This window comes from Clavibacter sp. AC415 (assembly GCF_979252985.1).
In genome coordinates this window covers 1-13,057 of sequence record NZ_CEEDAR010000009.1, presented here as the reverse complement: position 1 = coordinate 13,057, position 13,057 = coordinate 1, and the positions used below count along the sequence as shown (strand labels likewise).

The 13,057-nt window shown below is 73.8% G+C and carries 11 protein-coding genes and 2 pseudogenes; 5 read left to right on the top strand and 8 right to left on the bottom strand.

What is annotated here, in order from left to right; translation table 11 throughout:
• Positions 1–111: 111 nt before the first annotated feature.
• Positions 112–1,947 carry a glycoside hydrolase family 15 protein gene (locus ACZ411_RS02825; protein WP_464168387.1) on the top strand — a complete coding sequence of 612 codons (1,836 nt, stop codon included), beginning with the start codon at positions 112–114 and terminating at the stop codon, positions 1,945–1,947.
• Between the two features lie 89 nt (positions 1,948–2,036).
• On the opposite strand, the gene ACZ411_RS02820 is transcribed toward ACZ411_RS02825, so the two are convergent.
• The gene (locus ACZ411_RS02820) at positions 2,037–2,783 is read right to left on the bottom strand and encodes a YqjF family protein (protein ID WP_464168385.1); all 747 of its coding nucleotides are present in this window, start codon (positions 2,781–2,783) and stop codon (positions 2,037–2,039) included.
• A complete protein-coding gene (locus ACZ411_RS02815; protein ID WP_464168383.1) occupies positions 2,780–3,268 on the bottom strand; it encodes a MarR family winged helix-turn-helix transcriptional regulator in 489 nt (162 codons plus the stop codon). The genes ACZ411_RS02820 and ACZ411_RS02815 overlap by 4 nt, the downstream gene beginning before the upstream one ends.
• Before the next feature lie 81 nt (positions 3,269–3,349).
• Here ACZ411_RS02815 and ACZ411_RS02810 point away from each other — a divergent pair, with 81 nt between their 5' ends.
• Positions 3,350–4,165 (top strand): TspO/MBR family protein, encoded by an 816-nt coding sequence (locus ACZ411_RS02810; protein ID WP_464168381.1) that lies wholly within the window; start codon positions 3,350–3,352, stop codon positions 4,163–4,165.
• Here the strand turns inward: ACZ411_RS02810 and ACZ411_RS02805 are convergent.
• Positions 4,162–5,205 carry an NAD-dependent epimerase/dehydratase family protein gene (locus ACZ411_RS02805; protein ID WP_464168379.1) on the bottom strand — a complete coding sequence of 348 codons (1,044 nt, stop codon included), beginning with the start codon at positions 5,203–5,205 and terminating at the stop codon, positions 4,162–4,164. The genes ACZ411_RS02810 and ACZ411_RS02805 overlap by 4 nt on opposite strands.
• Before the next feature lie 224 nt (positions 5,206–5,429).
• Between ACZ411_RS02805 and ACZ411_RS02800 the strand changes: the two genes are divergently transcribed.
• Positions 5,430–6,740: an endo-1,4-beta-xylanase gene (locus ACZ411_RS02800; protein ID WP_464168377.1), complete on the top strand. Its 1,311-nt coding sequence runs from the start codon at positions 5,430–5,432 to the stop codon at positions 6,738–6,740.
• Between the two features lie 35 nt (positions 6,741–6,775).
• On the opposite strand, the gene ACZ411_RS02795 is transcribed toward ACZ411_RS02800, so the two are convergent.
• The 5 genes and pseudogenes from ACZ411_RS02795 to ACZ411_RS02775 all read right to left on the bottom strand — a co-directional run bounded on the left by ACZ411_RS02795 (position 6,776) and on the right by ACZ411_RS02775 (position 11,879).
• Positions 6,776–7,834 (bottom strand): oligosaccharide flippase family protein, encoded by a 1,059-nt coding sequence (locus ACZ411_RS02795; protein ID WP_464168375.1) that lies wholly within the window; start codon positions 7,832–7,834, stop codon positions 6,776–6,778.
• A 73-nt stretch (positions 7,835–7,907) separates the two neighbouring features.
• A pseudogene (locus ACZ411_RS02790) lies at positions 7,908–8,294 on the bottom strand (oligosaccharide flippase family protein); the annotation flags it as partial.
• A gap of 83 nt (positions 8,295–8,377) precedes the next feature.
• Positions 8,378–9,589, bottom strand: a complete 1,212-nt coding sequence (locus ACZ411_RS02785; protein WP_094115236.1) for a Coenzyme F420 hydrogenase/dehydrogenase, beta subunit C-terminal domain — start codon at positions 9,587–9,589, stop codon at positions 8,378–8,380.
• Positions 9,586–10,659: a polysaccharide pyruvyl transferase family protein gene (locus tag ACZ411_RS02780; protein ID WP_464168372.1), complete on the bottom strand. Its 1,074-nt coding sequence runs from the start codon at positions 10,657–10,659 to the stop codon at positions 9,586–9,588. Before ACZ411_RS02780 ends, ACZ411_RS02785 begins: the two co-directional genes overlap by 4 nt.
• A gap of 170 nt (positions 10,660–10,829) precedes the next feature.
• Positions 10,830–11,879 carry a glycosyltransferase family protein gene (locus ACZ411_RS02775; RefSeq protein WP_464168370.1) on the bottom strand — a complete coding sequence of 350 codons (1,050 nt, stop codon included), beginning with the start codon at positions 11,877–11,879 and terminating at the stop codon, positions 10,830–10,832.
• Positions 11,880–12,057: 178 nt separating this feature from the next.
• Here ACZ411_RS02775 and ACZ411_RS02770 point away from each other — a divergent pair, with 178 nt between their 5' ends.
• Both ACZ411_RS02770 and ACZ411_RS02765 read left to right on the top strand, forming a co-directional pair.
• A complete protein-coding gene (locus ACZ411_RS02770) occupies positions 12,058–12,831 on the top strand; it encodes a glycosyltransferase (RefSeq protein ID WP_464168368.1) in 774 nt (257 codons plus the stop codon).
• Positions 12,828–13,057 (top strand): annotated as a pseudogene (locus ACZ411_RS02765) (glycosyltransferase family 2 protein); the annotation flags it as partial. The gene ACZ411_RS02770 and the pseudogene ACZ411_RS02765, both read left to right, overlap by 4 nt.

Genomic DNA, 13,057 nt, shown 5'->3' with positions numbered 1-13,057 from the left:
GAGCACGGCGAGCCGTCATGTCCTAGGGGCTCCCCTGAGCAGGCCGGGCGCAGGGGGTCCGGGGATACTGGAGGGGTCGGCGCCCCGCCTGCCGGCGTCGACAGGAGTCCCATGGCCACGCCCGCATCCCGCCCCGTCCCCGAGCGGATCGACGGCTACATCGCGCTCCGCAGCTACGCCGCCATCGGGGACGGGCGCACGGTCGCGCTCATCGCCGAGGACGGCGACATCGACTGGCTCCCGCTGCCCGACCTGCACACGCCGCCCGCGTTCGCCGCGATCATCGACGCGCCGCACGGCGGGCGCTTCACGCTGCGTCCCGACGAGGACTTCGAGGTCGCCCGGGCCTACGTCCCCGGGACCAACGTGCTCACGACCACCTTCACCACGGCGTCCGGGAGCGTGCGGATCACGGACGCGCTCATCACCGGCGTCGCCGGGCGCCTGCCGTGGTCCGAGCTGGGCCGACGCGTGGAGGGGCTGAGCGGCTCGGTCGCGATGAGCTGGCTGGTCGCGCCCGGCACCGCGCTCGGCACGTCGTCGCCGTGGGTGCAGTCGACCCACAACGGGCCCGTGATCCGCGTGGACGGCGTCACGCTGGCGATCGTCGGCTTCGAGCACGGGCCCGCGGAGCCGGGCACGCAGTCCCTGTCCGGGGCCTTCACCACGGGCAAGGGGTCGCGCCACATGATCACGATGGTGGGGACCGAGCGCGAGCCCGTGCGGATCCCGAACCCCGAGATCGTCGACCAGGGCATCGACCGCACCATCCGCAACTGGGAGAACTGGAGCGCCGAGTTCCGGTACGACGGCGAGTGGGCCGACGCCGTGCAGCGCAGCGCCCTCGCGCTCAAGCTGCTCGTGCACGCGCCCACCGGATCCATCGCCGCGGCCGCGACGACCTCGCTCCCCGAGCGCATGGGCGGCGGCAAGAACTGGGACTACCGCTTCGCCTGGGTGCGGGACCTCGCGTACACCGTGAACGCGCTCGTCAAGTTCGGCCTCCGCGAGGAGACCCACGCCGCCGTGTCGTGGATGCTCCGCACGATCCGCGACAACGGACCGGACCTGCACGTCTTCTACTCCCTGCAGGGCGGCGTGCCCGAGGGCAGCACCGAGCCGGAGGTGCCGGGCTGGCGGGGCGTCGGCCCCGTGGTCGACGGGAACGACGCGCAGGCCCAGCTGCAGCTCGGCGTGTACGGCGACCTCTTCGACGTGGTGCGCACCTACGTCCGCGACGGCAACGTGCTCGACGCGGACACGGGCCGGCTCCTCGCCACCTTCGCCGACCGCGCCTGCGACATGTGGCAGCGTCGCGACGCCGGCATGTGGGAGCTCGAGGACGAGCAGCACTACACCACCTCCAAGCTCGGCTGCTGGCAGGCGCTCGACTGCGCGGTCGAGCTCGCGGAGGTCGGCCAGATCCCCGGCGTGCCCGACCGGTGGCGGGCCGAGCGCGAGCGCATCCGCACCTGGGTCGAGGAGGAGTGCTGGGACGAGGGCCGCGGCGCCTACGTCATGCACCCGGGCAGCCAGCGGCTCGACGCGAGCATCCTCCTGCACTCCATCTCCGGCTTCGACCGCGGCGAGCGCATGTCGCGGACGCTCGACGCGCTGCGGTCGGAGCTCGGCCGCGGACCGCTGCTGTACCGCTACTCCGGCATGCCCGAGGAGGAGGGCACCTTCACGGCCTGCGGCTTCTGGATGGCGGGGGCGCTCGCCTGCGTCGGCCGGATGGACGAGGCGCACGAGCTGATGGACGAGCTCGTCGCCCTCGGCAACGACGTGGGGCTCTACTCCGAGATGATCGACGCCGCGGACGACTCCTTCCTCGGCAACCTGCCGCAGGGCCTCAGCCACCTCGCGCTCGTCAGCGCGGCGATCACCATCGACGAGCTCGCGGGCGGGAAGGCCCGGTCGACGCGCACGCCGCGCGAGGACCGCTGAGGCGGACGGCGGCCGCTGCCCGGCGTGTCGCGGCGCGTCGCGGCGCGTCGGACCGTGCGAGACGTCAGGCGTCCGTGCGGTGCCGGGGGTCAGGCGTCGGCGCGGGGACGCATCGGCCCGGCGAACTCCGTGCGCACGCCGCGGGAGAACAGCACCGAGTCCGGGGCGCGGTCGACGATCCCGGGGAGTCCGGCGGACGCCACCAGCTCGTCGTCGAGGTCGACGAGCTCCGCGCGCTCCAGGGTCCACGCGTCGTGCGTGTTCGGCCAGTAGCGCGTGACGCCGCCGCGGGCCACGTGCATGCCCCACCGCGCCGTGAGGAAGTCGGCGAGCGGATCGCCCTCCACCTCCTCGCCGAGGGGACGCACCGAGATGCGGGACGACGGGCGCGAGCCCGTGCGCCGACGCGACGTGTAGGTGACGACGCCGTCGTGCTCCTCGTGCGTCATCGACGCCCACATGTAGGGCAGGCCGAGGCCCACGCGGGCGCCGATGACCGGGAGGAGCTTCGCCGCCTCGAGGGACCGGAACACGACCCCCCGACGGCCGTCGTCGCCGACGCTGTAGAGGCGGACGTTGAGCTCGGCGAAGGTGCCGGCCCACGGCACGGCCGGCAGCGGCGGGAAGGCGCTGCGGGACAGCACGAACGGGATGAGGCCGACCCAGCTGGAGCCGTCGTGCACGTCGGGGCGCGTGCCGGGCGGGAGGAGCGGGGCGACGAGCGCGGGATCCACGCGCCAGTGCACGAAGGCCAGGTCGCTCCACCGCTGGCGGATGACCGCGCGTCCGGGCAGGTCCGGGGCGGCGGCGGAGACCGGGTCCGTGGGGCGGGTCATCGTCCGGGCCGGGCGGCGGCGGGCGCGGGCGGGACCGCTCCCGGGGCGGCGGGCGCGGGCCGGCCGGCCGCGCGGATCACTTCGATGAGGCCGCGACGCATCTCCTCGGAGCGGGTGAGCTCGGGGAGCACGTCGCGCTCGAGGTCCTGCGCGCGCGACCAGGCCTCCGCGCCGGCCTCCGTGCGGGCGACGACGTGCCGGCGGCGGTCGTCGGGATCCGGCGCGCGGGACACCAGGCCCTCGCGCTCCAGGCGCTCGAGCGTGCGGGACATGGTCTGCGTCTCGACGTGGGCGGAGCGGGCGAGCTGGATCTGGCTGAGCGGCCCGTCGCGGAGGAGGTGGAGCGCGATGAGCCCCGCGTGCGTGACCCCCAGGGTCGCGAGCGCCTCGGCCCACGCGTGCTCGACGGCCCGCGCGGCCGTGGACAGCAGTCGCCCCGTGGGCCAGCTGGCGAGCTGGTCCTCCGCGGACACCTCTCCTGCCATCAGCTCATCTCCCTGCTACTGTGATCATCAGCAGGCTTACTATCCGCCTGCTGACATTCCCATCGTAGAGGAGCAGGCCGCATGGGCACCGTGAAGGACATCGTCCGCCAGATCGTCGTCATCTCGAGCATGGTGTTCGCCGTCGTCGGCTCCGCGTTCGGCTCCGGCGCGTTCAGCGACGAGAGCATCCAGAACGCCTCGAGCGGTGCGCTCAGCGCGAGCTACACGCCCGTCGCGCCGGCCGGGCCGGCCTTCTCCATCTGGAGCGTCATCTACCTCGGCCTCGTCGCGTACACGGTCTGGCAGGCGCTCCCCGCCCAGCGCGCCGACGAGCGCCAGCGCCGAGTCGGCTACCCGGTCGCCGTCACCCTCGTGCTCAACGCCGCGTGGATCCTCAGCGCCCAGGCCGGCCTCCTCGTGCTGAGCGGCGTCGTCATCGTGGCGCTGCTCGTGACGCTGATCTGGACCTTCCGCGCCCTCCTCGCCTCGCGGCCGCGGACCCTCGTCGAGGGCATCGTGCTCGACGGCACCATGGGCCTCTACCTCGGCTGGGTGAGCGTCGCGACCATCGCGAACATCACCTCGATCCTCACCGCCTCCGGCTTCCAGCCGGGGACGACCGGCCGCGACGCGTGGGCCGTCGTGCTCCTCCTCGTCGCCGGGGCGGTGGGCGTGCTGCTCGCGCTCCGCGACGGCGGACGCCTCGCGCCGACCGCGGCGATCGCCTGGGGGCTCTCCTGGGTCGCCGTCGGGCGGCTCAGCGGCGAGCTGCTCTCGACGCCCGCGGCCATCGCCGCGCTGGTCGCGGCCGCCGCCGTCGTGGTCGTGACGCTGATCGCCCGGACGCGCGCCGGATGGGCGGGGCGCACCGCTCGGCCTGCGGTCGCCGGCCGCTAGCGCTCCGCCGCCTCCCGGTAGGCCGCGTCGGCCGCGTGCTTCGCGGCCACGAGCCGGGAGATGCGGCGGTCCGTGTCGGCGTCCGGGCGGGTGAGCTCCGGATGGGCGGCGCGCCACGCGACGATGCCGCGGACGGCCAGGTGGAACGGGATCCGCGGCTGGAAGGCCGGGACGAGCCGCCGGATCCTGGTCGTGTCGAACACCGCGCTGTGGGAGAGGTCGCCGAGCACCAGCTCCGACCAGCCCCAGTCGGGCTCCACGACGGGGAACTGCTCGGCGGGCACGTGCACGAGGCGCGCCTCCACGCCGAGGGCGTCGGCGACGAGGCGGTGGATCCGGTCCCACGTGAGGACGTCGTCACTCGTGATGTGCAGCGCCTCGCCCACGGCCCGCTCGTCGCCGAGGATGCCGACGAGGCCGACCGCGAAGTCGTCGGCGTGCGTCAGGGTCCAGAGCGAGGTGCCGTCGCCCGGCACCACGACCTCCTCGCCGCGCGCGATGCGGTCCACGACCGTCCAGTCGCCGGCGAGCGGCGGGCTCGCCTCGTCGTACGTGTGCGACGGGCGCACGATCACGACGGGGAAGCCGCTGTCGGCGTGATGGCGGAGGAAGGCGTCCTCCATGGCGATCTTGTCGCGGGCGTAGGCGAGGAACGGGTTCTCCCGGAGCGTCGACTCGGTGATGGGGGTCTGGAGAGCGGGCTTCCGGTAGATCGACGCGGAGCTGATGGCGACGAACTGACGCGTGCGACCGGCGAACGACGCCACCCGGCGGTCGGCGCCGGCGGCGTCGAAGGAGAGGAAGTCGACGACGGCGTCGAACGTGCGGTCGCCGAGGGCGGCGGCGAGCGCGGCGGGATCCTGGACGTCGGCGACGAGGGTCGTCACGCCCGCCGGGACGCCGCGACCCTTCGCGTCGGCGCCGCGGTTGACGACGGTGACGTCCATGCCGGCGGCGACCGAGGCGCGGACGCAGGCGGCGCTGATGGTGCCGGTGCCGCCGAGGTAGAGGACGGACAGGGACGCGGCGCCGGGGATCATGTCGTGCACGCTACGCCGCGGGAGCCCCCTCCCCCGGCCGGCGCGAGGGGAAAGCTTTCGGGTATCCGCGGCGCGGTGGACGCCCCGAGCGGCCCCCGCGTAGGTTCCGGACGACCGCACCGACGCGCCCGTCCGTCGCCCGCGTCGTCCGCCCGCCCGTCCGCCTGACCGGACGAGCAGGACAGGCGACGGGCGGCCGTGGCGCCCGCAACTCGAGGGGACCCATGACCGCCACGCCCGCCGCATCCGCGTCCGCGCCTTCCGGCCGCCGAGCCGCCGCCATCCCCGATGCCCGCCGCGCCGACGCCGTCATCACCCTCCGCGACGCCTCCGGGCAGCCGCTCGCCCACGTGGACGTGCAGGTGGAGCAGGCACGGCAGGACTTCGCGTTCGGGAACATCGGCTTCGACCTCATCCCGCTCGCGAACGGCGAGACGGACGCGGAGCGGGCCGGCGTCGAGACCTTCGGCGGCGCCCGGCTCGAGGGCCTGGAGCGCCTCGCCGAGCAGTGGCTGGCGGTCTTCGACACGGCCACGCTCCCCTTCTACTGGCGCCGCTTCGAGCCGGTCCGCGGACGCCCCGACACCGAGCGGCTCCGCGCCACGGCCCGCTGGCTCCGCGAGCGCGGCGTGGACGTGAAGGGGCACCCGCTGGTGTGGCACACGGTGACCGCGCCGTGGCTGCTCGACCTGCCGCTCGAGGAGGTCGAGCAGGTGCAGCGGGAGCGGATCCGGCGCGACGTCCGCGACTTCGCCGGCCTCGTCGGCACGTGGGACGCCATCAACGAGGCCGTCATCATGCCCGTGTTCGACCGCGAGGACAACGGGATCACCCGGCTCGCGGCGGCCCGCGGGCGCCTCGCCATGGTGCGGCTCGCGTTCGAGGAGGCCCGGGCGGCGGACCCGGCGGCGACCCTGGTCCTCAACGACTTCGACCTCTCCCCCGCCTACGAGGAGCTCATCGAGGAGGTCCTCGGCGCCGGCATCCCCGTCGATGCCATCGGGCTGCAGACCCACATGCCACCAGGGCTACCGCGGCGAGGAGCAGGTGCTGGGCATCGTCGACCGGTTCGCGCGGTTCGGGCTGCCCATCCACATGACCGAGACCACGCTGCTCTCCGGCGACCCGATGCCCCCGAGATCACCGACCTCAACGACTTCCGGGTGCGCAGCTGGCCGTCGACCCCGGCGGGCGAGGAGCGCCAGGCGGACGAGATCGAGCGGCACTACCGCTCGCTCGTCGGGCACCCGGCCGTGGCGGCCATCACCTACTGGGGGCTCACCGACGACGGCATGTGGCTGAACGCCCCCGGCGGTCTCGTCCGGGCCGATGGCACGCCGAAGCCGTCCTACGAGGCGCTGCGCCGGCTGATCCGCGAGGAGTGGCGCCTCGCGCCGACGACCCTCCGCACGGACGCCGCCGGGCGCATCTCCGTCACGGCCTTCGCGGGCGACGTGCAGGTGACGCACGCGGGGCGCGAGGCAGTCGTGCCGGTCGCCGCGGGGGCGTCGGCGGTGGGGGCGGTGGTGGGTTAGGAGGGGGTGCGGGTCGGTCCGGTGGACCCTCGTCGCTAGAGGGACCGCGGGGACTCCGCGGGGGCCGCGGAGGGGGACGCCGAATCCACGTCCACGGCCGGAGGCAGCCCGACGTCGCTCGCCCGCTCGGTCTTGCCGTCCGAGCGAGGCGTGCGGGTTGCGCGTGCCTGCGGGATCATCCGGATGAGGCCGATGATGCCCTGCACGTCCCGACGGACCGCGGGCACCAGGGCTACCGCCAGGAGGTCCAGCGCCACGGTCGCGCCGACCGCGACGAGGAGATCCAGCACGGAGGAGCCGGTGGGCGCGAGTTGCAGGACCGCGCCCGTCGCCACTCCGGAGATGCCGACGACCCCGAGGATCCGACCGGCTCCGGCGTAGAGGCGACGAGTGGGGATCGGCGCACGGCGCGACAGCCACCAGATGGAGATCGGCCAGGACAGAGCCGGGGCCACGGCGTAGCCGATGGCGATGCCGAGCACCCCGCCGGTGGAGCCCACGAGGATGCAGGCGATCTTGATGGTCGCGCTGACCAGCGAGTAGCGGAACAGGTCTCCGGTGAGGCCCCGGGACACGTAGACCCAGTAGCCGACGAAGGCGAGGGTCTGGAACATGCCGGCGACGGCGAGCAGCCGCAGGATGGGGGCGACGCTCTCCCACCGCTCGCCGAGGAAGACGTCGGTGAGGGGCACGGCGGCGCTGGCGACGAGGCCGAGGCCAGCTACCAGCGTGTAGCCGAGGGCGAGCTGCCCGCGCGCCACGAAGTCGGCGAAGCGCCGTTCGTCGGTGGCCAGACGTGACAGGACGGGGAGCGCGACGGTGGTGAGCGGGCTCCTGATCTGATTGAGCGGGGTCATCAGGAGCTGGAACGCGCGGTTGTAGATGCCGAGGGATCCCGCGCCGAATCGGACCCCCACCAGGAAGGTGTCGACGTTGTTGCTGACGTAGCCGACCATCTGACTCGCGACCATGTTCCACCCGAAGCGGAGGAGGTCGCGCATGGGCACGTCGCGCCGGGGAAGTCGGGGGATCCAGCCGGCGAGGACCGCGGCGAGGACGAGCAGGACGAGCGTCTGCAGGATCTGCTGGGCCACCAGCGCCCAGTGCAGCCCGCCCGAGGAGCGCGCCCACGACGGCGACGACGAGGGCGATCGCGGGCGCGGCGACGTCGGCGGCGGCGAGCGCCACGAAGCGGAGGTTGCGGGTGAGGTCGGCCCGGTACTGCGTGGCGAGGCCGTTGATGACGAAGGTGATGCTCAGGGCGTGGGCGATCGGGATGAGCTCGTCATGGCCGAAGACCGCCGCGAGCGGCCAGGCGGCGCCGAAGACGAGCACGGCGAGCACGACACCGATGCCGCTGTTGATCCACCACAGGTTGTCGCGCTGACCGCGGCTGAGCTCACGGGCCTGGATGGCGGCCGAGCTGAGACCGAAGTCGCGGAAGATCTCGCCGACCCCGATGATCGCGAGGACCATCGCGAGCAGGCCGTAGTCGGTCGGCGTCAGCAGGCGCGCGAGCACCACCACCGAGACGACCTGGATGAGGATGCGCACGAGCTGCGCCCCGATGGTGATCACGGCACCTCGGGCTGCGCGCGCACCGAGCCCCCCGGTCGGCGACGCCGCCGCCGTCCGGGTCACGAGGCCCGCCGAGCCCGGACGCGCCGGTACGTGCCCTTGGCGGTGCGGTACGTGTCGCGCGCACGACCTGCGGCGAGGGCCAGCAGCCCGAAGCCCGTGTACCGCGGTACCGGAGCTCCCGCGGCTCGGGCGCCCACCAGACGGCCGAGGAGGGTCTGGCGGCGCTGGCGCTGGAGCGGCTGGATCGCGGAGACGTCGTCGATGTCGATCGGGACCGCCTCGATGACACCGGCGGCGACGGCGCGCACGATGAGGTCCTGGCCGCGACGGGTACGGGCGATGAGCGCGCTGACGCCGGCGCCCTCCGTGAAGTCCGGATAGCCGCGGGCGTCGGTCCGCCAGAAGTCGCCCGCCGTCACGTCCGAGCTCTCGCCGATGCCGTCCGGGCAGATCTTGCAGCGCCACTGCACGGACGGGCCCAGGTTCGCGCCCCAGGAGTCGTCGTAGCTGGCGCTCACGGAGGATCCGTCCGGGCGGACCGCCGTGAAGCGGCCGGGCCACCCGCGACCGCGGTACCAGAGGTCGGCGACGGGCTCGTCGTGCGCGATCCCCAGCTCGGCGACGAGATCGTCGGTCGCCTGCTGGCTGGGGGTCCCGGCGCAGAAGAAGGAGAGGAGGAGCGGACCATCCGCGCGGCCTTCGGAGGCCTGCAGCGCGCGGAGGGCGCTGACCTCGCAGGGCTTGCCCACGATCGCGGCGGACGCATCACGGGCAGAGGCGTCGGCGGCCGCCGAGACGGGCGCGTACCGGGAGCCGGCGGACGCGAGCGCCTCCTCCCGGGTGGTGATGCGGACGCTCACCGTGCGGCGCGGGGAGACGGGGTCGGCGGACGCGCCGACGACCGCCGAGGCCTCGCCGGTCTCGGCGAGCCATGCGGACAGCGCCGTCAGGGTCCCGCCGCTGGAACCGCGCTCGCGGATCGCCGGATCGACCGCCCAGGCCTCGAAGGCCTGCACGACGGGGCCCATCAGCGGATGCCGCGTGGCGCCCTGGGGCTCCTGGGCCGCGACGCGTCGTCCCGGGCAGGCCTGGTCGAAGTGGCGCACGGCATCCGGAACGGCGTCTGCGGGCCCGCGGCGCACGGGTCGGGAGAAGCCCTCAGCCGTCTCCATTCGCATGCCCGTGTCGAGGAGCGCGCACATGCCGCATCCGGAGCAGTTGCCGCCGTCCACGACGGCCGCGATCCGGCGGTCCAGCGTGGTGCTCACAGCGCCCTCAGTGCATCCTCGGTGACCCGCAAGCCGCCGTGGGCGCGCTCGACGACGGCGCGCACCTCTTCGGCGAGTCCCGGGACCGCGAGCTCGCGGGCGACGTCCGCCGCCGGGTCGGTCGCCGTCCGCAGGTCCACCGTGTGGGCCCAGCCGAGGTCCGCGAGGAGCGGCTCGAACTTGCGGCTGTAGGCGAGCGGCACGGCCGGTGTGCCGACCGAGAGCGCGTTGAGGCATGCGTGCATGCGGGACCCGATGACCACGTTCGCCGAGGCGACCGTGCGGCGCACGTCCTCGAGCTGGACGGGGATCACGATCTCGGCGTCGGGCGCCACCGTGCGGGCGAACTCGCGCATCGCGGGCACGTCGTTGTCGGGGTTCGAGGACTCGAGCACGTGCGCGAGCAGCGTCACGGCGCGGCCTTCGGCCACGAGCCGCGCATGCAGGTCGGCCAGCGTCCGGCGGTACGCGCGGTGGTCGACGTGCGGGTTCTCGTTCCAGAGGAGGCCCGAGACGTTCAGCACGACATCGCGCGTCCGCACGACCTCGGGGACCGGGAGTGCGAACACGACGTCGGTCGTGACGACGTCGGGCGCGTGCCCGAGCTCGGTCGCGTGATGGGCGCTGACCGTGTCCCGCGCCATGATGAGGCGCGACCGGCGCAGCGAGTGCTTCGCGATCGCTCGTCCCCGGCGCGTGTCGAACGGGCCGATGGTCTGCGGGCCCAGCACGACGGGCACACCGGCCTGCGTCGCGAACTCGGACACGGTGGACATGACCGCGAGGCGGTGCATCCCGTAGATGTCCGTGAAGCTGTCACCGGAGCGGGTGTCGACGACGAGGTCGAACGACCCGAGCCACTCCTGCATGCCGCGCTTGCCCGTGAGGCGCTCCTTGACGAGCGACCGGACGCGGCCGAACGGCAGCCGTGGGTCGCGGAAGCCGTAGTTCTGGAAGGTGATGTCGGCATCGGGGTCGATCCGGCGGATGATCGCCGCGGTTCCGTGGCCGAGGGCGCGGACGCCCAGGTTGGGTGAGGCGTCGTCCGCCCACAGCACGAGTGCATGCATGGAAATGAGAGCTCCGTCGTCGGGTCGCGGAGAAGAACGGGGAGTGGGTGCGGACGCGGGTGACGACCGAGCCCCGTTGTTCGGGTGGGTGGTCCGGAGGACAGGAGCCGGTCACGAGCCTATCCAGCGGCGTGCGGCCGGCAATCCCCAGAACGGGTGGCGCGGACCGCTCAGCCCCGCTCGAGGCCGCGCCGGATTCGGAGCGCCCGGCGGTACGCGGAGACGTGCGCGGTGCCTGCGCGGTCCCAGTCGCGGCCCGAGAGCTCGGGCGATGATGCGCGCGCGCCCGTGCGGACGGCCTCGGTCGCCCGCAGCAGCTCCTCCGGGGTCAGGTCGCCGTCGAACAGGTGGATCCAGCCCGGGCCGGCCTCCTGCGCGAGCGCCCGGTTGACCGCGTTGTCGGGCACGAGCACCGGCCGGTCGAGCGAGAGGGCCGCGAGCGCGCCGCCGGAGTTGTGCATGAAGCGGTACGGCAGGACGACGAGCTCGGACGAGGTGACGATCTCCACCAGCTCGGCATCGCTCAGGAAGTGGAGGTCGAGGCGGATCCGGTCGTCGCCGGCGGCGAGCGCCCGGACCGTGTCCGCCAGCTCCTCCGTGGAGGGCTTGCCGCCGATGCGCAGCGACAGGTCGGCCCCCGCGTCGCCCGCGCCGCGGAAGGACGCGACCAGCTGCTCGACGCCCTTGTAGCGGCGGACGAGGCCCACGTAGCCGAGCCGTCCCGGCACCTGGTCCGCGCGCGCCTCGTCGCGGAACCAGTCGCGGTAGTGCCCGTGCAGGACCGTCGCGTGCGGCTGGTCGGCGGGGATGTCCGTGACCGGGTTCACGCGCACGCGCAGCGTCGTCATCCGCTCCATGAGCGCCAGCAGGACCGACTCGCGGCGGCTGATCCCCTGCGGCCGCTCGAGGTTGTGCACCGTGCGGACGATCGGGATGCGGCGGATCGCGAGCTTGGCGAGGAACGCGACCGTGAGGACCTGGCGCACCGCCTTCTTCAGCGGGCTCCGACCGTCGACGAGGATCTCGGGCCAGTGCACGTGGAACACGTCGTAGCGGCCGAGGAGCGCCGTGCGCCAGCTGAAGTGCAGCGGGCGGACCCCGGGGGTCGCGGCGAGGGAGCGTCCGAGCATCACGATGTAGGGATTCGTCGTCGGTCGCGGCGCCTGCGAGGACTGGAGCACGACGAGGTCGCGGCCGGGCGGGCGGGAGGGGACGGTCATGGCGCTCCTGGGCGGGACGACCGGCGGCGGGTCGTCGGGCACGACCCCGGGGTCAGCGGTCGAGGAAATAGACTATGCCACCACTCGCCCCTGCCCGCAGGCGACCCCGCCGCACGCGATCCCGCCGCACGCGCCCGACCGATTGGGACCCCATGCCCGCCCCGCCCTCCTCGCCGTCGTGGTCGTCAACTACGGTTCCGCCGACCTCATCCGGGAGAACGTCCTGCCGCTCGTGGAGCGCCTCGAGGACGCGATCCTCGTGATCGTCGACAACCGCACCGACGACGCGGAACGGGAGCGCGTGCGCGATCTCGCCGCGAACCCGTCGACGCGCGTGCACGGCATCTACCCGGACGGGAACACGGGCTTCGGCACGGGCATGAACATCGGGGTGGCGGCGGCGCGCGGGCACGGCGCACGGGAGTTCCTCCTGCTGAACCCCGACGCCACCATCGAGCCCGACCAGTTGGCTGTGCTGCGCGACGTCGTGGCCGACGAGCCGCTCACGCTCGCGGCCCCGCTGATCCTCCGGCCCGACGGCAGCACCTGGTTCCGGGGGTCGGACCTCTACCTCGCCGACGGCCGCATCAGGTCGGCCGCGCGGCGCACGCAGCACCCCGGCCAGCCCGTGGAGCCGTGGCTCACGGGCGCGTGCCTCCTCGTGACCGACGAGCTGTGGACGCGGGTCGGCGGGTTCTCCGACGACTACTTCCTCTACTGGGGAGGACGTGGACCTCTCCCGCAGGGTCGTCGAGGCCGGTGGCCGGCTGCGGGTGGTGGAGGAGGCCGTGGCCGTGCACGCGGAGGGCGGGACGCAGAGCATCGGCCACGAGAGCGCCGGGCAGGCGAAGTCCGGGACGTACTACTACCACAACATCCGCAACCGGCTCCTCTACGGGGCCCGTCACCTCGACGCCCGGGACCTGCGTCGGTGGCGGCTCCTCACCCGTGATCGCGTACGAGGTGCTGCTGCAGGGCGGTCGACGGCAGTTCGCCCATCCCATCGCACCCGTGTGCGCAGCCGTGCGCGGGATCCGCGACGGGCTGCGCCTGTCCGGAGGCTGGCGCGCCGTCCCCGACTCCGCGCCGACCGCCACGTCACCCGCAGCCGACCGGCAGGCCGCTCCCGCCGCGTCCCTCGTCATCGCGATCCTCACCTACCGGCGACCGGAGGACAT

Excerpts from the sequence above, each read along its gene's own strand:
- ACZ411_RS02825 (WP_464168387.1), top strand. The coding sequence starts at position 112 with ATGGCCACGCCCGCATCCCGCCCCGTCCCCGAGCGGATCGACGGCTAC.
- ACZ411_RS02820 (WP_464168385.1), bottom strand. The coding sequence starts at position 2,783 with ATGACCCGCCCCACGGACCCGGTCTCCGCCGCCGCCCCGGACCTGCCC.
- ACZ411_RS02815 (WP_464168383.1), bottom strand. The coding sequence starts at position 3,268 with ATGGCAGGAGAGGTGTCCGCGGAGGACCAGCTCGCCAGCTGGCCCACG.
- ACZ411_RS02810 (WP_464168381.1), top strand. The coding sequence starts at position 3,350 with ATGGGCACCGTGAAGGACATCGTCCGCCAGATCGTCGTCATCTCGAGC.
- ACZ411_RS02805 (WP_464168379.1), bottom strand. The coding sequence starts at position 5,205 with ATGATCCCCGGCGCCGCGTCCCTGTCCGTCCTCTACCTCGGCGGCACC.
- ACZ411_RS02800 (WP_464168377.1), top strand. The coding sequence starts at position 5,430 with ATGACCGCCACGCCCGCCGCATCCGCGTCCGCGCCTTCCGGCCGCCGA.
- ACZ411_RS02780 (WP_464168372.1), bottom strand. The coding sequence starts at position 10,659 with ATGCATGCACTCGTGCTGTGGGCGGACGACGCCTCACCCAACCTGGGC.
- ACZ411_RS02775 (WP_464168370.1), bottom strand. The coding sequence starts at position 11,879 with ATGACCGTCCCCTCCCGCCCGCCCGGCCGCGACCTCGTCGTGCTCCAG.